This window comes from Vibrio hannami (genome assembly GCF_029589055.1).
Lineage (GTDB): Bacteria > Pseudomonadota > Gammaproteobacteria > Enterobacterales > Vibrionaceae > Vibrio > Vibrio hannami.
In genome coordinates this window covers 45,578-65,195 of the sequence record NZ_JARQZP010000001.1, presented here as the reverse complement: position 1 = coordinate 65,195, position 19,618 = coordinate 45,578, and the positions used below count along the sequence as shown (strand labels likewise).

19 protein-coding genes and 1 pseudogene are annotated in these 19,618 nt (G+C 45.3%); 15 read left to right on the top strand and 5 right to left on the bottom strand.

The features are described from left to right. Window positions 1-144: 144 nt before the first annotated feature. From acs to P7F88_RS00295, 10 genes are all read left to right on the top strand, one after another. Window positions 145-2,088, top strand: coding sequence for an acetate--CoA ligase (gene acs, locus P7F88_RS00340; protein ID WP_277821385.1), 1,944 nt, complete (start codon window positions 145-147; stop codon window positions 2,086-2,088). 345 nt (window positions 2,089-2,433) lie between these two features. Next, window positions 2,434-2,886, top strand: coding sequence for a type II 3-dehydroquinate dehydratase (aroQ, locus tag P7F88_RS00335; protein ID WP_277821384.1), 453 nt, complete (start codon window positions 2,434-2,436; stop codon window positions 2,884-2,886). A gap of 59 nt (window positions 2,887-2,945) precedes the next feature. Further along, window positions 2,946-3,416 carry an acetyl-CoA carboxylase biotin carboxyl carrier protein gene (gene accB, locus P7F88_RS00330; RefSeq protein ID WP_277821383.1) on the top strand — a complete coding sequence of 157 codons (471 nt, stop codon included), beginning with the start codon at window positions 2,946-2,948 and terminating at the stop codon, window positions 3,414-3,416. A gap of 14 nt (window positions 3,417-3,430) precedes the next feature. Continuing rightward, window positions 3,431-4,774, top strand: a complete 1,344-nt coding sequence (accC, locus tag P7F88_RS00325; RefSeq protein WP_277821382.1) for an acetyl-CoA carboxylase biotin carboxylase subunit — start codon at window positions 3,431-3,433, stop codon at window positions 4,772-4,774. 105 nt (window positions 4,775-4,879) lie between these two features. After that, window positions 4,880-5,767, top strand: coding sequence for a 50S ribosomal protein L11 methyltransferase (gene prmA / locus P7F88_RS00320; RefSeq protein ID WP_277821381.1), 888 nt, complete (start codon window positions 4,880-4,882; stop codon window positions 5,765-5,767). Window positions 5,768-5,910: 143 nt separating this feature from the next. Then, window positions 5,911-6,879, top strand: coding sequence for a tRNA dihydrouridine synthase DusB (dusB, locus tag P7F88_RS00315; protein ID WP_277821491.1), 969 nt, complete (start codon window positions 5,911-5,913; stop codon window positions 6,877-6,879). A gap of 22 nt (window positions 6,880-6,901) precedes the next feature. Then, window positions 6,902-7,198, top strand: a complete 297-nt coding sequence (gene fis, locus P7F88_RS00310; RefSeq protein WP_277821380.1) for a DNA-binding transcriptional regulator Fis — start codon at window positions 6,902-6,904, stop codon at window positions 7,196-7,198. Window positions 7,199-7,334: 136 nt separating this feature from the next. Further along, the gene (locus tag P7F88_RS00305) at window positions 7,335-8,075 is read left to right on the top strand and encodes a hypothetical protein (protein WP_277821379.1); all 741 of its coding nucleotides are present in this window, start codon (window positions 7,335-7,337) and stop codon (window positions 8,073-8,075) included. A gap of 50 nt (window positions 8,076-8,125) precedes the next feature. Next, entirely contained in the window at window positions 8,126-9,055 is a 930-nt protein-coding gene (locus P7F88_RS00300) for a hypothetical protein (RefSeq protein ID WP_277821378.1), read from the top strand. A gap of 2 nt (window positions 9,056-9,057) precedes the next feature. Further along, entirely contained in the window at window positions 9,058-9,720 is a 663-nt protein-coding gene (locus tag P7F88_RS00295) for a hypothetical protein (protein ID WP_277821377.1), read from the top strand. A gap of 69 nt (window positions 9,721-9,789) precedes the next feature. On the opposite strand, the gene P7F88_RS00290 is transcribed toward P7F88_RS00295, so the two are convergent. Next, the gene (locus P7F88_RS00290) at window positions 9,790-10,173 is read right to left on the bottom strand and encodes a hypothetical protein (RefSeq protein WP_277821376.1); all 384 of its coding nucleotides are present in this window, start codon (window positions 10,171-10,173) and stop codon (window positions 9,790-9,792) included. Window positions 10,174-10,489: 316 nt separating this feature from the next. Here P7F88_RS00290 and purH point away from each other — a divergent pair, with 316 nt between their 5' ends. After that, window positions 10,490-12,082, top strand: a complete 1,593-nt coding sequence (gene purH / locus P7F88_RS00285) for a bifunctional phosphoribosylaminoimidazolecarboxamide formyltransferase/IMP cyclohydrolase (RefSeq protein WP_277821375.1) — start codon at window positions 10,490-10,492, stop codon at window positions 12,080-12,082. Between the two features lie 318 nt (window positions 12,083-12,400). Then, entirely contained in the window at window positions 12,401-13,690 is a 1,290-nt protein-coding gene (gene purD / locus P7F88_RS00280; RefSeq protein WP_277821374.1) for a phosphoribosylamine--glycine ligase, read from the top strand. A 78-nt stretch (window positions 13,691-13,768) separates the two neighbouring features. On the opposite strand, the pseudogene P7F88_RS00275 reads toward purD, so the two are convergent. Together P7F88_RS00275 and hupA are read right to left on the bottom strand one after the other, a co-directional pair. Next, a pseudogene (locus P7F88_RS00275) lies at window positions 13,769-14,465 on the bottom strand (DUF1481 domain-containing protein). A 49-nt stretch (window positions 14,466-14,514) separates the two neighbouring features. Then, the gene (hupA, locus tag P7F88_RS00270; protein ID WP_277821373.1) at window positions 14,515-14,787 is read right to left on the bottom strand and encodes a nucleoid-associated protein HU-alpha; all 273 of its coding nucleotides are present in this window, start codon (window positions 14,785-14,787) and stop codon (window positions 14,515-14,517) included. A 261-nt stretch (window positions 14,788-15,048) separates the two neighbouring features. Between hupA and P7F88_RS00265 the strand changes: the two genes are divergently transcribed. Continuing rightward, window positions 15,049-16,107, top strand: coding sequence for a CNNM domain-containing protein (locus tag P7F88_RS00265; protein WP_277821372.1), 1,059 nt, complete (start codon window positions 15,049-15,051; stop codon window positions 16,105-16,107). Between the two features lie 78 nt (window positions 16,108-16,185). Here P7F88_RS00265 and P7F88_RS00260 read toward each other — a convergent pair whose 3' ends face one another. Further along, complete coding sequence (locus tag P7F88_RS00260) at window positions 16,186-16,773, bottom strand: YjaG family protein (protein ID WP_277821371.1); 588 nt, start codon at window positions 16,771-16,773, stop codon at window positions 16,186-16,188. A 72-nt stretch (window positions 16,774-16,845) separates the two neighbouring features. Between P7F88_RS00260 and P7F88_RS00255 the strand changes: the two genes are divergently transcribed. Further along, entirely contained in the window at window positions 16,846-17,772 is a 927-nt protein-coding gene (locus tag P7F88_RS00255) for a D-2-hydroxyacid dehydrogenase (RefSeq protein ID WP_277821370.1), read from the top strand. Continuing rightward, window positions 17,772-18,368, top strand: a complete 597-nt coding sequence (locus P7F88_RS00250) for a uracil-DNA glycosylase family protein (RefSeq protein ID WP_277821369.1) — start codon at window positions 17,772-17,774, stop codon at window positions 18,366-18,368. Before P7F88_RS00255 ends, P7F88_RS00250 begins: the two co-directional genes overlap by 1 nt. 86 nt (window positions 18,369-18,454) lie before the next feature. Here the strand turns inward: P7F88_RS00250 and hemE are convergent, their stop codons facing one another. Further along, entirely contained in the window at window positions 18,455-19,522 is a 1,068-nt protein-coding gene (gene hemE / locus P7F88_RS00245) for a uroporphyrinogen decarboxylase (RefSeq protein WP_277821368.1), read from the bottom strand. Between the last annotated feature and the right edge of the window lie 96 nt (window positions 19,523-19,618).

Genomic DNA, 19,618 nt, shown 5'->3' with positions numbered 1-19,618 from the left:
TAAAGTCTAATTGAGAAAAGATCCGTATTCACCGAGAGTTATAACATTGTATTAACAGAGGCAACTGTACCCTACAAACTCAACATCAGTTGTTCCTGTCAGCCCATCAAATGGAAAATTGCTGAATTCACAAGGAGAGAAGCAATGAGCGTGTATCCGGTCAAAGAAAATATAAAAGCAGAGACTCACATTGATAACGACACATACCTTACTATGTACCAACAGTCAGTCAGTGATCCTCAGGGATTCTGGGGTGAACACGGCAAGATTGTTGACTGGATAAAGCCCTTTACTGAAGTAAAAAGCACCTCCTTCGATACTGGTCACGTAGATATCCGTTGGTTCGAAGATGGAACGCTTAACGTCTCTGCAAACTGTATTGACCGCCACCTTGCTGAGCGAGGCGACGATGTTGCCATTATCTGGGAAGGCGATGACCCGAATGACGATAAGACCCTAACTTTCAATGAGCTGCACAAAGAAGTATGTCGTTTTTCTAATGCGCTAAAAGAGAATGGCGTCCGCAAGGGCGATGTAGTCTGTCTTTATATGCCAATGGTACCTGAAGCTGCTGTTGCAATGCTTGCATGTACCCGCGTTGGTGCTGTTCATACGGTTGTATTTGGTGGCTTCTCTCCTGAAGCGCTATCAGGCCGTATCATCGACTCTGATGCTAAAGTCGTAATCACCGCTGATGAAGGTGTTCGCGGTGGTCGCGCTGTTCCACTGAAAAAGAACGTTGATGAGGCACTTACCAACCCAGAAGTTAAGACCATTGAGAAGGTACTTGTTCTTAAGCGTACCGGAGGAGATGTTGCGTGGCACGAACATCGCGATGTCTGGTGGCACGAAGCAACAGCAAATGTATCTGATGATTGCCCACCAGAAGAGATGAAAGCAGAAGACCCGCTATTCATTCTTTATACTTCAGGCTCAACAGGTAAGCCTAAAGGTGTACTACACACTACTGGTGGTTATCTGGTTTATGCCACTATGACCTTTAAGTATGTATTCGACTATCAACCTGGCGAGACATTCTGGTGTACCGCAGACGTTGGCTGGATTACCGGACACACTTATCTGATCTATGGTCCGCTCTCCAACGGCGCTAAAACTATTCTATTCGAAGGTGTACCTAACTACCCTACTACAGCTCGTATGAGTGAAGTTGTCGACAAGCATCAGGTTAATATCCTTTATACGGCTCCAACAGCAATTCGTGCTCTGATGGCAAAAGGTAACGAAGCTGTTGAAGGCACAACTCGTGACAGCTTGCGCATTATGGGTTCGGTAGGTGAACCAATTAACCCAGAGGCGTGGGAGTGGTACTACAAGACCATCGGTAATGAAAAGTCTCCTATCGTTGATACATGGTGGCAAACAGAAACCGGCGGCATCCTGATTACACCACTTCCTGGTGCGACTACATTGAAGCCAGGTTCTGCGACTCGTCCATTCTTTGGCGTTCAACCTGCACTAGTCGACAATATGGGTAATATCATTGAAGATCAGGCGGCCGAAGGTAACCTTGTTATCCTTGACTCATGGCCAGGACAAATGCGTACCGTATATGGTGACCATGAACGTTTCGAGCAGACTTACTTCTCAACATTCCGCGGTATGTACTTTACTGGCGATGGTGCTCGTCGTGATGAAGACGGTTACTACTGGATTACAGGCCGAGTGGATGACGTACTAAACGTATCAGGCCACCGCATGGGGACGGCTGAAATTGAGTCTGCACTGGTAGCGTTTGATAAGATTGCAGAGGCAGCGATTGTAGGTGTGCCTCATGACATTAAAGGTCAGGCAATTTACGCTTATATCACTTTAAACGCTGGAGAGTACCCAAGCGCCGAACTTCACAAAGAAGTTAAAGACTGGGTAAGAAAAGAGATTGGCCCAATAGCCACGCCAGATGTACTGCATTGGACAGATTCTCTACCGAAAACTCGTTCAGGTAAGATTATGCGCCGAATTCTGCGTAAGATCGCGACTGGGGATACCAGTAACCTTGGAGATACATCTACTCTGGCCGATCCAAGCGTAGTTGATAAGCTAATCGCAGAAAAAGCCGAAATGTCTTAATTCGACATTTCGGGTCAAACCCAGAAAATTCACATCGCTTCCTTTCCGCCGCTTAATCAAAGCGGCGGTTTTTTATTGAGTCAAACCAGCCATTTTGACTCAAATTGATCAATTTATTTTCATAGTATTAACAGCGCTCTGTCGTTGAAAGTGTTAACTGCTCTACACTTTAGCACTATCAGACATGGAGATTAGACCAGTAAATTGCTGCTATTTGCTGTGAATTAACTATAATCTTGGTCTAAAATGATCGGTGACTACTTTTTTACTGGAAATTTGCAGTAAAAGTTCAAATAATGGTCGGTAATTTCACTTACATTCAATTTAAAGGAAGATGACCCCAAGATGACTGCAAAATCGCGCATTCTACTCTTAAACGGTCCAAATCTTAACCTACTTGGTGTTCGCGAGCCCGGCCACTACGGCTCACAAACTTTGGATCAGATAGTTGAGAACCTTATAGAGCAAGCCAATCTGGCTGATGTTGAACTTACCCACCTGCAATCCAACCGCGAGTATGAGCTACTAGAAACCATACACGACGCGTTTGAAAAAGTAGATTTCATCATTATTAACCCGGCAGCATTTACACATACCAGTGTCGCGTTAAGAGACGCGCTGTTAGGCGTTAACATCCCTTTTATTGAAGTACATTTATCAAATGTACATGCCAGAGAGCCATTCCGTCACCACTCTTATCTATCAGATAAAGCGGTTGGCGTTATATGTGGCCTTGGCGCACAAGGGTACGAATTTGCGTTGAATGCAGCAATTAAACAGCTGCGCTCTAAATCTTAACGAACTTTAATCACTTCGCTCTGTCTCAGAGTGCAAGTCTTAATAAAAGAGAAAGAAAAATGGATATCCGTAAAATCAAAAAGCTTATTGAATTAGTTGAAGAGTCTGGCATTGCTGAACTGGAAATTTCCGAAGGTGAAGAGTCCGTACGCATCAGCCGCTCTGGCACTGCACCAGTAGCAGCACCAGTTCAATATGCAGCGGCGCCTGCGCCTGTTGCGGCACCAGCTCCGGTAGCTGCTCCTGCAGCAGCTGAAGCGGCACCGGCTGCTCCAGCGGCATCAGCAGAACCAGCAGGTCATAAAGTTCTTTCTCCAATGGTTGGTACTTTCTACCGTGCTCCAAGCCCAGAAGCAAAAGCGTTTGTAGAAGTAGGTCAGCAAGTTAACGCTGGTGACACTCTATGTATCGTTGAAGCAATGAAGATGATGAACCAGATCGAAGCAGACAAGTCTGGTACTGTTGTTGCAATTCTGGCTGAAGACGGTGACCCAATTGAATTCGATCAGCCGCTAGTTGTTATCGAATAATTGAGGCCGACACTATGTTAGATAAATTAGTCATCGCGAACCGAGGTGAAATTGCACTTCGTATCCTTCGCGCATGTAAAGAGCTGGGCATCAAAACTGTAGCTGTTCACTCAACAGCAGACCGCGACCTGAAACACGTACTACTGGCTGACGAAGCTATCTGTATTGGTCCAGCTCGTGGTATCGACAGCTACCTTAATATTCCACGTATCATTTCTGCGGCAGAAGTAACTGGTGCGATTGCAATCCACCCAGGTTATGGCTTCCTGTCTGAAAATGCAGACTTCGCTGAACAGGTAGAGCGTAGCGGCTTTATCTTTGTTGGCCCTAAAGCAGAAACTATCCGCATGATGGGTGACAAAGTTTCCGCTATCACCGCAATGAAAAAAGCGGGTGTACCTTGTGTACCAGGTTCTGACGGCCCGCTGGACGATGATGAAGGCAAAAACAAAGCACACGCTAAGCGTATTGGCTACCCGGTAATCATCAAAGCTTCTGGCGGCGGCGGTGGTCGTGGTATGCGTGTTGTACGTAGCGAGGCTGATCTTGTAGAAGCTATCGCAATGACTCGTGCAGAAGCAAAAGCTGCGTTCAACAATGACATGGTTTACATGGAGAAGTTCCTTGAAAACCCCCGTCACGTTGAAGTTCAGGTTATTGCTGACGGTCAAGGCGGCGCTATCCACCTTGGTGAGCGTGATTGCTCAATGCAACGTCGTCACCAAAAGGTTGTTGAAGAAGCTCCAGCTCCGGGTATCACTGCTGAAATGCGTAAGTACATCGGTGAACGTTGTACTCGTGCATGTATCGAGATCGGCTACCGTGGCGCAGGTACTTTCGAGTTCCTATATGAAAACGGTGAGTTCTACTTTATCGAGATGAACACTCGTATTCAGGTTGAGCACCCTGTTACTGAAATGGTAACTGGCGTAGACCTAATTAAAGAGCAGCTTCGTGTTGCTGCTGGTCAGCCGCTTTCTTTCACTCAAGACGATATCAAGATTCGCGGCCATGCTGTTGAATGTCGTATCAACGCAGAAGATCCAGAGCGATTCCTACCTTGCCCGGGTAAGATCGAACGTTTCCATGCTCCTGGTGGTATGGGTGTTCGTTGGGAATCTCACATCTACACTGGCTACACAGTTCCACCTCACTACGATTCAATGATCGGCAAACTGATCACTTTCGGTGAGAACCGCGACGTAGCTATTGCACGTATGAAGAACGCACTTGGTGAAATGATCGTTGAAGGTATTAAGACAAACGTACCTCTGCAACAAGAGATCATGAACGACGAGAACTTCCAGCACGGTGGAGCTAACATCCACTATCTTGAGAAGAAACTTGGCCTTCAGTAATCGCTGATTGCATACATAAAGGAAGGGAAGCTGCGGCTTCCCTTTTTATTGCCCCGAATTCTGCTAAAATTCACGCAAATTCCACTTATCTAACCGAGTATTCCCATGCCCTGGATTCAAATCAAACTCAATGCTACTGATCAGAACGCAGAACAGATTGGCGATATGCTGATGGAGCAGACTGGCGCATTGTCCGTAACTTTCCTTGATGCCAAAGATACCCCTGTTTTCGAACCTCTTCCGGGCGAGACGCGTCTTTGGGGTGAAACGGATATCGTTGCCCTTTACGACGCAGAAATCGATACAGAGCAAGTTCTGGAGCAAATCAAAGGCTCTAATATGCTAGAAGAGGGCTTTGCACATAAAGTAGAGCAGCTTGAAGACAAAGACTGGGAACGTGAGTGGATGGAGAACTTCCACCCAATGAGGTTTGGCGAGCGACTATGGGTATGTCCAAGCTGGCGTGAGATCCCTGAGCCTGACGCTGTAAACGTTATGCTCGATCCCGGTCTGGCATTTGGTACAGGTACCCACCCTACCACTTCACTTTGCCTCGAGTGGCTTGAAGGATTGGATCTTGAAGGCAAAACTGTTATCGACTTCGGTTGTGGCTCTGGCATTCTTGCAATCGCAGCAATCAAACTTGGCGCAGCTAAGGTAATCGGTGTTGATATCGATCCTCAGGCGATTATTGCTTCTACCGCGAACGCTGAAAGAAATGGCGTTGCTGATAAGCTAGAACTTTACCTTCCACAGAATCAACCTGAGAACCTGGAAGCCGATGTAGTCGTGGCTAACATTCTGGCAGGGCCGTTAAGGGAGCTTTCAGGTGTCATCAAAGGCTTAATCAAACCAAATGGTCTGCTGGCGATGTCTGGCGTGTTAGATACTCAGGCAGAAGATGTTGCAAACTACTACCGTGATGAGCTAACAGTAGAACCTATCGTTGAGATGCAAGAATGGTGTCGCATCTCAGGCCAGAAAAAGGCATAGCTCACACTTTTAAATTTTTTAATTGCCTGAAAAACAGGCAATTTAAGAAATTAAATTGTAAACGCTCAAAAATTAGTCTTTTCACGCCTCGAAAAAATGCGTAAAATGCGCGCCCTTGCTGCTGTAGAACTGTGATTGACGTTTTGAGAATCGGAAACTATCAACTTAAGAATAACCTTATCGTTGCTCCAATGGCTGGTGTCACCGATAGACCATTTCGAGAGTTATGTCTTCGATACGGTGCGGGTATGGCTGTCAGTGAAATGATGTCGTCTAACCCTCGCATGTGGAAAACATCAAAATCCCAACAACGCATGGTACATGAGGGCGAATCGGGCATTCGCTCTGTACAGATTGCGGGCGCAGATCCACAGCTTATGGCAGATGCAGCTCAATACAGTGTTGAAAACGGTGCTCAAATCATCGATATCAACATGGGTTGCCCTGCTAAAAAAGTGAATAAAAAGCTAGCGGGTTCGGCACTACTTCAATATCCGGAAATCATTAAAGAGATTTTGACGGCGGTAGTAATTGCTGTAGATGTCCCTGTGACATTGAAAACTCGTACTGGCTGGGATACAGACAATAAAAACTGTGTCCAAATCGCTAAAATGGCCGAAGATTGTGGCATACAAGCTCTCGCTCTTCACGGGCGGACTAAAGCGTGTATGTACAAAGGAGAGGCAGAATACGACAGCATCAAAGCGGTAAAGGAAGCGATTTCCATCCCTGTCATTGCCAATGGTGATATAGACAGCCCGGAAAAAGCAAAACATGTACTGGATTATACTGGTGCAGACGCTTTGATGATTGGACGCCCGGCCCAGGGACGTCCTTGGATTTTCCAGGAAATCCAACACTATTTGGAAAACGGCACAACTATGCCTGAACTTCCTATTGAGGAAGTGAAAGCAATTTTGCTTGGTCACGTTCAGGAGCTTCACCAGTTTTATGGTGACTATTTAGGCCCTCGCATCGCAAGAAAGCATGTGGGGTGGTATCTAAAAGAGCATGAGCAGGCAAATGAGTTTCGCCGTACCTTCAATGCCATCGAAGCCGCTAATGAGCAGCTAGATGTGCTAGAAGGTTATTTTGATAAAACCGTATCATAAACATAGAAGAGCTAGACCGAATATGTTCGAACAAAATCTGACTTCAGAGCCACTAACAGTAACTACTGTAACTTCACAAGATCAAATCACTCAGAAGCCACTACGTGACTCTGTAAAAGCTTCTCTTAAGAACTATCTTGCACAGTTAAACGGTCAGGACGTCAACGAGTTGTACGAACTAGTATTGGCTGAAGTTGAACAACCTCTACTAGACACAATCATGCAATACACTCGCGGCAACCAGACTCGTGCAGCAAACATGATGGGTATCAACCGCGGTACTCTTCGCAAGAAGCTAAAGAAATACGGCATGAACTAATTCGACATAGTTCGATACTAAATTTAAAGCCCAGGCAATTTGCTTGGGCTTTTTCTTTCTTGCGGGACAGCAAGATTGATTCAAACCCTTCACACATCCATAATATTACTATTGCTAACCCCTTACTGAGTGTCATATGTCTTCAAGGTTTCTAGAATTAGCCTGGAACTACAAAACTGTTACTGCGGAAGAAAAGCTGCTTCTCGTTGCCCTAGCCGATCTTGCAGATCGAAAGGGCCACTTTAGTACTACCTATACTGAGCTTTCACAGATGATGTCTGTATCTAATAGCCTGATAGCTAACTGTCTTCAGAAGCAGACTCAGAGAGGCGGAACCATCAATATTCAGACATCTCATAGTGAAGGGACTATTTCAGGTCAACTGCTACTAGAAAGGCTAAATACTCGAGAGGATATCAGCCGAGAGGAGCAACAGAACCTAGCTACCATGACAAACTACTATAGCGGTAGCAACCAACAAGCCGCACCCAAGCAATCAAAAGCCAGGCTTAACCGCTCACAGTTTGCCTATCAAAAACCACTAAGAGCAAACAAAAATGAGAAGATGATTAACATCATAGAGATTACGCCTAATGAAATCCCTTCATGGGCAGAGACCACTATGTATACCAACGGCGTGCGTGGGCAGACCGAGATCTGGAAATCATTTGTTGAAGATGTCCAGAATACCGGGGAGCAATTGTTCCCTCAGTCGATGTTAAATGACCGCCTGACCCAGAAAATCTTCCACTTTAAGAATGATGCTTTCAAAACATCACGTACGAGCCAGCCAATGGTGAAGCAATCGTCTCGTGATGAGTACGAAGAGAAACTCAAAAATCTATACCAGCAGTCAAAATGTGACTGGGATGATTAAAAAATCAACGTATATTCGGCCATTTTAATTTCTTGTGCAGGTAACAAATTATGAGCAACAACGACAATAAGAATTCACCGAAACCGATGCATGAAGTTATGGGCGGCGAGGACTTCAGCGAATACCTTCAACGCAGAGGGAAAGAGCTGAAAGAGAACCAGAAAAGCAATATGGTCGCGAACGTCAGTAAGCCATCTTCACCGCAGTCGTATCGCCCTGCCGAGATTAACCCTAAAACCAATGCTCCGAAAGCTCAGTTCACCGACAGAACCGTTGAGCGCCTCTCGGGTTTTAGTAATGAGCAACAAGTTAAGATCCACCGCTTATGGCAAGAAATGATGGATCTGTTCAGTAAGCCTAAAGTAAGGCAGGAATTTGGTGATGAACCGGATATGCGCTTTATGTCGTTTGCCTCTGAACTAACTAAAGAGCAGTACGAGCGCTTAATGAACAACATATACGAACGCCTTGCTTCAGGTAATGAATGGCCACCAGCAATGAAGCTGCTTGAGATGCTAATCGATACCCCAACTAAATCGGAAATCATTAAAGCAAGGCAGCGTCTGCTGGTTGAAGACAAACCAATTAACCGTGTAGAAAAGTTTATTAAAAAACGTCGTTCAGGGGCGATTAGAAACCTGTCTGAGCGATATCTAGAAGTAGAATTCGCAGCCCTATACCGTGAGGCTTTCACCGAGGTGATGATTAACAACCTCGATGTAATTCTGGATGAGAAAGAGAGTCTGGTTCAGGTCAATATCAATAGTCAGCCTGATATTGAAACACCTATCGATAAGATGCGAAACGACTTCGATCTGAGCTCGCTTAAGAGTCAGGGAAAAGTTGGGGAAAAGCTCGACAAGATCCTGAATGAAATCCAGCACAAACACGAGGTGGAAGAACTTTCTCCGGAAGAGCAGGTACGCATAGAGCAGCACCGCCTCGCTCAACAAATACTTAATAGCGGATCAGAAGATTAAAGATGCAGACATTTACCGTTCTATCTCGCGAGAAAGATTATTTTAAGTGCACTAAAAACGGCTATTTTTGTCGTATATTAATCGACGATTTTAGTGCTGACCTCCCTCTTGGTGAGGTAACTCTGCATGTAGAAGAGATAACCAATAAATATGAACATTACGCAGCTGATGCAGTGTTCCGCCTGACACTGCCTTATGCGGAGCAAAACTCCATCGCTATCTGCACCATGAAGCCCGGAAGAAAAAACCGTTTCACTTACGCGGCATGCATGAGGCTTGGCGGAAAATGGGAGCCGATTTTAAATGAGTGGGTATTTTCAGCCTCTTTAGAAAATAAGGTCAGAGATCTTGAAGAGATCATTCTTTCTAAAAGCGTGGTTATACAGGCAGAGTTTCGTGAAAACATCAGTGTCACCGAAAAACCTCTAACCTTGTTCGGATTTGAGTTGGTTCAGCGAGTTGATGTGAATTATCAGGCAATCCTTAATAAGGGCATTCGACTGGTGAGCGGGAATATCGTACATATGGTCAGCCACCCGACAAAAACGGTAGTTGAAGCTGGCACAATTATCAGAATTCAGGTTCCAGAGAAGATGCTGACATCTGCCGATTTTAAAGAAGACTATATTGGTGCCGTCGATATCAGTAAGAAGCGAAAGCTATAGACTTCCCTACTAAAAAAGGCTGGTAGGTTAGCCCCACCAGCCTTCGATCTATTCACTATAAGCAGATAATTAAATCTTTGATACGTCGTAGCCGTACTTCACCAGTAACTCACGTTCCTTTTTAATAAGAAGAACTCTGTCCTCAATAAGCACATCTAAAGCCGCACATGGATTCTTGGCTAACTCATTAAACTGCTCAAAAGATTCAGAAGTTTCAACTTCAGCAAACATAGCGCTTAATACATTTCTTGCTTCGCAAGGATCGCTGTCAGTTTTAAAGTATTCAACACCTTTTACTGCTTCTTTCATTTCAGCAAGCAGTTCTACCGGACGGCTTCCTTTAGCAATCAGCAAATAGTTATCAAATACTCTTTTTGCGTATAGAAGCTCTTTAAGTGGAATATCTCTACCGCTCTCGATCTGTGACTGAGTAAGAATGTTACCGTTGCTCATGGCCTTTCCTTGACTAATTTCTTAATTTATCTCGTTATGTATAGTTGACTGTATATTGGCGCAGTTATCAACCCATTATTTTGCATTACAGACGCTTATCGGTATTTTTTTATAATTCACCAATAAGAAACATAACTAACCTTAACTCTGGTGCTCACAACCTGCTTATCGTTCAACACTGCAAAATGGTATAAAAAGTAGTGAAAAATAATTATTTTTGTGATGCCAAACGATTGCGCGAGCATTTTTATTACAAATTCGTTAGAATACGCGCGATCAATTTTAGGCCCTGTGACTTTAAAGGAAAACCGAAGTAATGAACAACGCACGCCCAATTCGTCGCGCGCTTATCAGCGTATCGGACAAAACTGGTATTGTAGAATTTGCACAAGCTCTTGCTGAGCGTGGTGTAGACATTCTTTCTACAGGTGGAACTGCTCGCCTGCTTGCTGAAAAAGGTATCAATGTAACGGAAGTATCAGATTACACTGGTTTCCCAGAAATGATGGATGGTCGTGTTAAAACTCTTCACCCGAAAGTACACGGTGGTGTTTTAGGTCGTCGCGGTCAGGATGACGAAGTAATGGACAAGCACGGCATCAACCCTATCGATATGGTTGTTGTTAACCTATACCCATTTGCAGCAACTGTAGCTAAAGAAGGCTGTACGCTTGAAGACGCAGTTGAAAACATCGATATCGGTGGTCCAACTATGGTTCGTTCTGCAGCGAAAAACCACAAAGACGTAACGATTGTTGTAAACGCATCTGATTACGACCGTGTTATCGCTGAAATGGATCAGAACGAAAAATCTCTGACTCTTGAGACTCGCTTTGACCTGGCTATCGCAGCGTTCGAACACACTGCTGCATACGACGGTATGATCGCAAACTACTTCGGTACTATGGTTCCTTCTTACGGAGAGAACAAAGAAGGTGACGAAGAAAGCAAGTTCCCTCGCACTTTCAACCAGCAGTTCGAGAAGAAGCAAGACATGCGCTATGGCGAAAACAGCCATCAGGCAGCGGCTTTCTATGTAGAAGCTAACCCAGAAGAAGCTTCTGTTTCTACTGCACGTCAGATTCAGGGCAAGGCTCTTTCTTACAACAACATCGCTGATACAGACGCAGCGCTTGAATGTGTTAAAGAGTTCGATGAGCCAGCATGTGTAATTGTGAAGCACGCTAACCCATGTGGTGTTGCTCTTGGTAAAGACATCCTTGAGGCCTACAACCGCGCATATAAGACAGATCCTACTTCTGCATTTGGTGGCATCATTGCATTCAACCAGGAGCTAGATGCTGAAACAGCACAAGCAATTGTTGAGCGTCAGTTCGTAGAAGTCATCATTGCTCCTAAAGTATCTGAAGCAGCGGTTGAAGTAGTAGCAGCTAAGAAGAACGTTCGCCTACTTGAGTGTGGCGAGTGGTCAACTAAGACAACTAGCTTTGACGTTAAGCGCGTTAACGGCGGCCTTCTTGTTCAGGACCGCGATCAGGGCATGGTAACTCTTGATGACCTGAAAGTTGTTTCTAAGCGCCAGCCAACAAAAGAAGAGCTGAAAGATGCGCTATTCTGCTGGAAGGTAGCGAAGTTCGTTAAATCTAACGCTATCGTGTACGCAAAAGGTGATATGACTATCGGTGTTGGCGCAGGCCAGATGAGCCGTGTTTACTCTGCTAAAATCGCGGGCATCAAAGCCGCTGACGAAGGTCTTGAAGTTGCAGGCAGCGTAATGGCATCAGATGCATTCTTCCCGTTCCGCGACGGTATCGATGCAGCAGCAGAAGCTGGTATCAAGTGCGTAATCCAGCCAGGCGGTTCAATGCGCGATCAGGAAGTTATCGATGCAGCTGACGAGCACGATATGGCGATGATCTTCACTGGAATGCGCCACTTCCGCCACTAAGAAGCACACGACCAGACTCTCTGACTACTTCATTGAGTCTGGTATGCATTAAAAGAAATATTTAACCCGGCTTACTAAGAGGGTCTTAATAAGTCAGATATGCATTACCACGCGGAGCGTGGGAACGAGATATTTTTCATTTTAGAGCAAAGCCATTTTCCTTAGCCTAAGGAAGACGGCAAAGCTATAAATAACTTTTAAACGTTAGAGCAAGTCAGCGCTTCTAGTTCAAGGAAAAAGCGCGGAGTTTACGATAGTAAATGAGCACTTTTGACGCAGAAATAGACGCTCTGACGCCGCTATAAGGATTTAAAAAACATGAATGTTTTAATTATTGGCGCCGGCGGCCGTGAGCACGCTCTAGGCTGGAAAGCAGCACAGAACCCAGATGTAGAAACAGTATACGTTGCCCCTGGTAACGCTGGTACTGCACTGGAACCTAAACTGGAAAACGTAGCGATCGGTGTTGAAGACATCGATGCGCTTGTTGCCTTTGCGAAAGAAAAAGCAATCGAGTTGACTATTGTTGGCCCGGAAGCCCCACTGGTTATCGGTGTTGTAGATGCTTTCCGTGAAGCAGGTCTATCTATCTTTGGCCCGACTAAGGCTGCAGCACAGCTTGAAGGCTCTAAAGCTTTCACTAAAGACTTCCTTGCTCGCCATAAAATCCCTACAGCTGAATACGAGAACTTCACTGAAATCGAGCCAGCTCTGGCTTACGTTCGTGAAAAAGGCGCTCCAATTGTAGTTAAGGCTGATGGTCTTGCAGCGGGTAAAGGCGTTATCGTTGCTATGACGCTTGAAGAAGCTGAAGACGCAATCAAAGACATGCTTGCTGGTAATGCATTTGGTGAAGCAGGTAGCCGCGTTGTAATCGAGGAATTCCTTGAAGGCGAAGAAGCGAGCTTTATCGTAATGGTTGATGGCAAGAGTGTACTTCCAATGGCCACCAGCCAGGATCACAAGCGTGTTGGTGATAAGGACACAGGTCCTAACACTGGTGGTATGGGTGCGTACTCTCCTGCACCAGTTGTGACTCCAGAGATCCATGAGCGTATTCTTGAAGAAGTTATCTACCCGACTGTACAGGGAATGGATGCGGAAGGTCACCCATACACTGGCTTCCTGTATGCCGGCCTGATGATTGATGCTGAAGGTACACCAAAGGTTATCGAATACAACTGTCGTTTCGGCGACCCGGAAACTCAACCAATCATGATGCGTATGGAATCTGACCTGGTAGACCTTTGTCTGGACGCTATCGATGAAAAACTGGACCAGTGTGAATCTCACTGGGATCCTCGTGCATCTATCGGCATCGTTCTTGCGGCAGGTGGTTACCCTGGCAGCTACAACAAAGGCGATGTAATTTCTGGCCTACCTCAAACTGAGACTGAAGGTGAGAAGGTATTCCACGCAGGAACGTCTGAGAGCAACGGTAACGTGGTTACAAACGGTGGTCGCGTACTATGTGCTACCGCACTAGGAAACAGCGTCTCTGAGGCTCAGCAGCGCGCTTACGAGCTTGCGAAACAAATTAGCTGGGATGGCGTGTTCCACCGTAACGATATTGGCTACAGAGCGATTGCAAGAGAGCAGGAAAAATAATCTACTGCCTAGAGTAGCTTGATGCAAAAAGGCGCTGAATGTTCAGCGCCTTTTTAGTATTTGTTTTTTAATTATTCGTTAATCATCGATATAGTTGACCGGTTCAATGCAGTCGAAACTATCTTCGTGCAGCATATAAATATCAGACACCGTCAACTTACCCGGACTACGCTTCCCAAGAAACGCCGCATAGCTGTCCAGATTAGCCAGGCGTTTAATCACAAATGTCGGGAGTGTCTGGTTAAATTCCAGGGTTTTATACGTTGTACCTTCACAGGTTGTAAACTTTTCACCATCCCAGTATCTCTTGGAACAGCCTCTCACCTTTTTTGTTTTGTTCCGCAGTCACTGTACGCAGCGCTTTTGCTTCTCGCTGAATGTGCGCTATTTGCTCTGGGGTAAGCGGTAGTATTTTACCATCCAGACGATATCGCTGATAAACTGCTTCGCCATCGTCGTTGAATCTTAGGTGTGTTTCGTAAGGTATCAGCTCAAAGTTCTCTTCTAGAAGCTCCCCTTTCCGGATAACTTCCTTGAGCTTAAAGCTGTTCCACCGATAATCTGACCGATACCAGCCATAGTCACCTGAAGCAACAAAGTCAGATGCGGAGAAAGGCTGAGATATTTTTTCTGTATACCAATAGAGGCTAGTTGTGTCGCCAACAGACTGGCCGCCAGTCATGGTAACTATTTGTTCAGGAGCAACGGTTGGAGCACTAGAAGAACATCCAACGAGAATTATCGGAACTAGGGCAAGAAGAAGTTTTTTTTTCATTGGTTGCAAGCGTTAAAAATGCGCCGAGCTTTCGCCCGACGCAATTGTGTTACTTCACTGCATCTTTCAGTGCTTTACCAGCAACGAACGCAGGAACGTTAGCTGCTGCAATCTGGATCTCATCACCAGTTTTTGGATTACGACCAGTGCGAGCTGCACGGTGATTTACTTTGAATGTACCAAAACCAATTAGTTGAACCTGGTCACCCTCTTTTAGTGTATCTGTCACACTGTCAAGAGTAGCTTCAAGAGCAGCTTTCGCCTGTGCTTTAGACAAATCCGCTTTTTCAGCGATAAAGTCGATTAATTGGGTCTTGTTCATTAGGTTTCCCTTCTCATGTGTTATCGAAATCTACGTCACTGTAAAGCATAAATACCCCATCTGGCAAAGGTTTGTCTGTGAACTTTTCTTTTAATGTCGAACAATTACACGATTTATGCGCATTAACTCACAATTTGATACACTTTTAACCACCAAAAGTCTTGTAAACCAAGCGATAAAACCAAATAAATACCGTACTTGATGCTAGATAACGTCTTGCATCAGTGGTGAAATCCTCACCTAATTCCTAACTAGAGGCTTATGTTTTTACTCACTGTTTATATCACCATTTCGATTGGTGTTTCGTTCATTTGTTCCGTGCTTGAAGCCATTCTTCTGAGCATTACTCCTAGCTATATCGCTCAGCTGAAACAAGAGAATCACCCGGCAGCAGACAAGCTGGATAAACTAAAATCAGATATCGACAGGCCGCTTGCTTCGATTCTTACACTGAATACCATCGCCCATACCATTGGTGCAGCTGGTGCCGGTGCTCAGGCAACTGTCGTATTCGGTAGCGAATGGCTTGGTTTGTTCTCGGCGCTATTAACGCTAGGTATTCTGCTGCTGTCAGAAATCGTACCAAAAACAATTGGCGCAACTTACTGGCGTCAGTTAGCTCCATCAGCCACGACAGCATTAAACTGGATGGTATGGGCACTTACACCGTTTGTGTGGATGTCTAATCAAATTACTAAGCGTCTTTCTCATGGCTCAGTTCAGCCAAAACTAAGAGACGAGCTCTCTGCAATGGCATTGCTGGCAAAAGACAGCGGTGAACTTGATGAAGGTGAATCTAAGATTCTAAGTAACCTACTAACCTTGCAGGACGTACCGGTTACGCAGGTTATGACTCCAAGACCTGTTGTATTCCGGGTTGAAGCAGAGCAGAGCATTGATGAGTTTCTTGAGGAACACCAGGATATTCCTTTCTCCCGTCCACTGGTATACAGCCAGCAGAAAGACAATATCATCGGTTTTGTTCACAGGCTGGAGCTATATCGCCTGAAACAAGCTGGCGAAGGACACAAACAGCTTGGCGCAGTAATGCGTCCTATCAGCGTGTTACTGAACAATGTCTCTTTACCGAAAGCTTTCGATACTATGATGAAGCAGCGTCTTCAGTTAGTACTAATTGTCGATGAGTACGGAACTATTCAGGGTATTGTGACCCTTGAAGATGTGTTCGAGCACTTACTGGGAGAAGAGATTGTCGACGAGGCAGACAAAGCAACCGACATGCAGCAACTAGCTTTTCAGCGCTGGGAAACCTGGAAGAAAGCTCACGGCGTAATAGAAAGCCGCGACGAAGAAGAATAAGGTAAGCGGGTTACAGGTGGTATCAACCTGTAACCTGTAGGACAACGTCCGTCCCGTTACCTTTAACCAGCTGTTACCTTACAAACTAACCCCGATATTACTAATACCCTCTTCACGTAACTCATTACGTAAATCCTTAATCAAATCAATATCGCGTTCTTTAGCTTCACGCAGTGGTCGGAAAATCGCCCACTGAACATCCCACTCCTCACAAACCGCTTCGTTCTCTTTCTGGTTCTCGTTGGTGATTTCAATACCAGTCTCTGCCTGCTCAAGTTGAGCTACCGTGCTTACAGACTGCTGGCTTAGCTTAATCATGTTTTCAAACAGATAATCTCTGTCCAGTAAGCCATGGATTAGAGTTGAAAGACCTACACAAGCGTCGATCGCAGGATATACGCCGTAAAACTCAAAATCTTCTGAACTCGGAATAAGCTCTTCCAACTTCTCTAGTTGCTTTTCAAAGTTGATCTTGGCGGTTTTAACCGTCTGAAGTTCCCAGATTGCATCAAGGATCTCTCTATAAACCCGAGCTTCTGCAAACTCAGTCTGTTCACAGAACATAGCGTAGTTAGGGTACATACGCTCACAAAGGCAAGCCATAAAAGTGATTTGTTGCCACGGCTCAAATTTTTCCAGGCGAACTTGAAGCGGATTCTGTAACATAGGATCTCGAGGTTGGGGTTATTAATAACAGCGGAAGTGTACTTGATCCGCCACAAGGAAAAAAGAAAGCATATGGATAATTTCACTAATAAGTTAAGAATATTAACTCAAACTGATAATAAGTATCTGGAACTATTCAACAGCGCTAACCTTCCGGATCTCGAACTGACCGAAAACAATGAAGATGCCGATATCATTCTTGCAGCTCCACCAGTCTTAGCCGAATGCCTGGATGAGTTCATCAACGTTAGCTGGGTACAATCAACATACGCTGGCGTGGATCCTTTGATGAAAGAAGGATTAAGACAAGATTACGACCTTACCAATGTAAAAGGCATATTCGGTCAACAGATATCAGAGTATGTGCTGGGATACACTATTTCTCACTTTCGCCACTTCGAAACGTACAAAAAACAGCAGCAAGACAAGATCTGGAAGCCGCACAGATATTCCACACTAGCTGAGAAGAAGATGATCATCCTCGGTACCGGCGCGCTGGGAAACTATCTTGCAGGTTCAGCGAAAGCACTCAATATACATACCATTGGTGTTAACCGGACAGGTATACCACCAAAAGACTCATCATTTACCGAGGTCGTTCACATAGAACAACTCAGTTTACGACTTGTAGAAGCCGATGTAATTGTATCGACGCTTCCTAGCACACCGAAAACTGAAGGTATGTTTGACACAAATTTCTTCTCTCACTGCCAAAAGGCTCTGTTCTTTAACGTAGGGCGCGGTAACTCAGTTGTAACTCAGGCCTTGCTCGATGCACTTGAACAGGAAAATATTGAGCACGCTTTTCTTGATGTATTTATAAACGAGCCAATATCGCAGCAATGCCCATACTGGCATAACCCGAAGGTTACTGTAACACCGCATATTGCTGCATATAGCTTCCCTGAGCAGGTGTTCGAAATATTTAAGGAAAACTACCTGCTCTGGCGTGACGGGTTCCAACTGAAGCACCAGATTGACTTTGATAAAGGCTACTGATGCTCGAAAAGCTGTTAAGCGAAATTCGCTCCTGTAAGTTATGCGAACCAGAGCTTGAGCTAGGAGCGAATCCGGTTATTCAGGCCAACCAGGAAGCCCGCCTTTTGATCGTTGGCCAGGCTCCAGGTACACGGGTGCACAAAACCTCAATTCCGTGGAATGATCCGAGCGGTGACAGGCTTCGTAACTGGCTCGAAATAGACAAAGATATATTCTACGACCCTACACAGATCGCGATTATGCCTATGGGCTTGTGCTATCCCGGAAAAGGGAAGAGTGGCGACTTGCCCCCAAGAAAAGAGTGCGCTCCTTTGTGGCATACAAAAGTACTGGAGTTATTACCGAATATAGAAATGACACTTCTTATTGGTCAGTACGCACAAAACTACTACCTAAAGGACAAGCCTGAAACACTGACAGAAACTGTCAAAGCATGGGATAAGTGGGCCCCTAAGTACATACCACTACCTCACCCCTCACCGAGGAATACTCTATGGTTAAGAAGAAATGAGTGGTTCGAAAGAGATGTAGTGCCTTATATGAGAGAGCATGTACAGCGCTTTCTCGCAGAAAAACAACCTCGTCATCCCGGATGAGCCGAAGCGAAAACCGGGATCTAGCTAAGACCAGATTCCGTACTACGCTCGTTCCTCGCTATACGGAATGACAGAGGTTTATTGATTTACTTATGGTATGGCTTAGAAAGCTCGTGTACTGCTTCTACGAACACACCTGCATTCTCTGGTGGAACGTCAAGGTGAATGCCGTGACCAAGGTTAAATACGTGACCAGTGCCTGCGTTACCAAAGCCCTCCAGTATTGAACCAACTTCCTGGCGAATACGATCTGGAGAAGCATATAGCATCGAAGGATCCATGTTGCCTTGCAGAGCAACTTTGTCACCTACACGCGCTACCGCATCTGCAATGTCGATAGTCCAGTCAAGGCCAACACCGTCACAGCCTGTAGCTGCAATCTTCTCAAGCCACATGCCACCATTCTTAGTAAATAGTGTAACTGGTACGCGACGACCTTCGTTTTCACGAATCAGGCCATCTACGATCTTATGCATGTATTGCAAAGAGAACTCGTTGTAATCACGAGGTGTTAGTACACCACCCCAGGTATCAAATACCATTACCGATTGCGCACCAGCTTTAATTTGAGCATTAAGGTACTCAATTACGCTGTCAGCTAGCTTGTCTAACAGTGCATGCAGGGTTGCAGGCTCTGCATACATCATCTTTTTAATCTTGGTGAACGCTTTAGAGCTGCCACCTTCAACCATATAGGTAGCCAAAGTCCACGGGCTACCAGAGAAACCGATGAGAGGTACTTCACCCTGAAGGTCTTTACGTATCTGACGAACTGCATTCATCACGTACTGGAGCTCGCCTTCTGGATCTGGAAGGCCAATCTTGTCTACATCTGCTTTACAGGTAATCGGCTTATCAAACACCGGACCTTCACCAGCTGCGAATCGAAGACCTAACCCCATTGCATCCGGGATAGTCAAAATGTCGGAGAAAAGTATTGCAGCATCCAAAGGATAACGGCGTAAAGGTTGTAGAGTAACTTCTGAAGCGAGTTCAGCATTGCGACACAGAGACATAAAATCTCCGGCAACACTTCTTGTTTCCCTGTATTCCGGTAGGTATCGACCAGCCTGGCGCATCATCCATACTGGGGTGTAATCCACTGGCTCCTTCAAAAGAGCGCGTAGGTAGCGGTCATTTTTTAGTTCTGTCATTCCGTATTAATCCACATCGGCTTCTTATTATATGAAGCAGTCATATTAACATTCTTTAACAGGTAGGGGTGCAGTAGTGCACGCTTTGCAACCTGG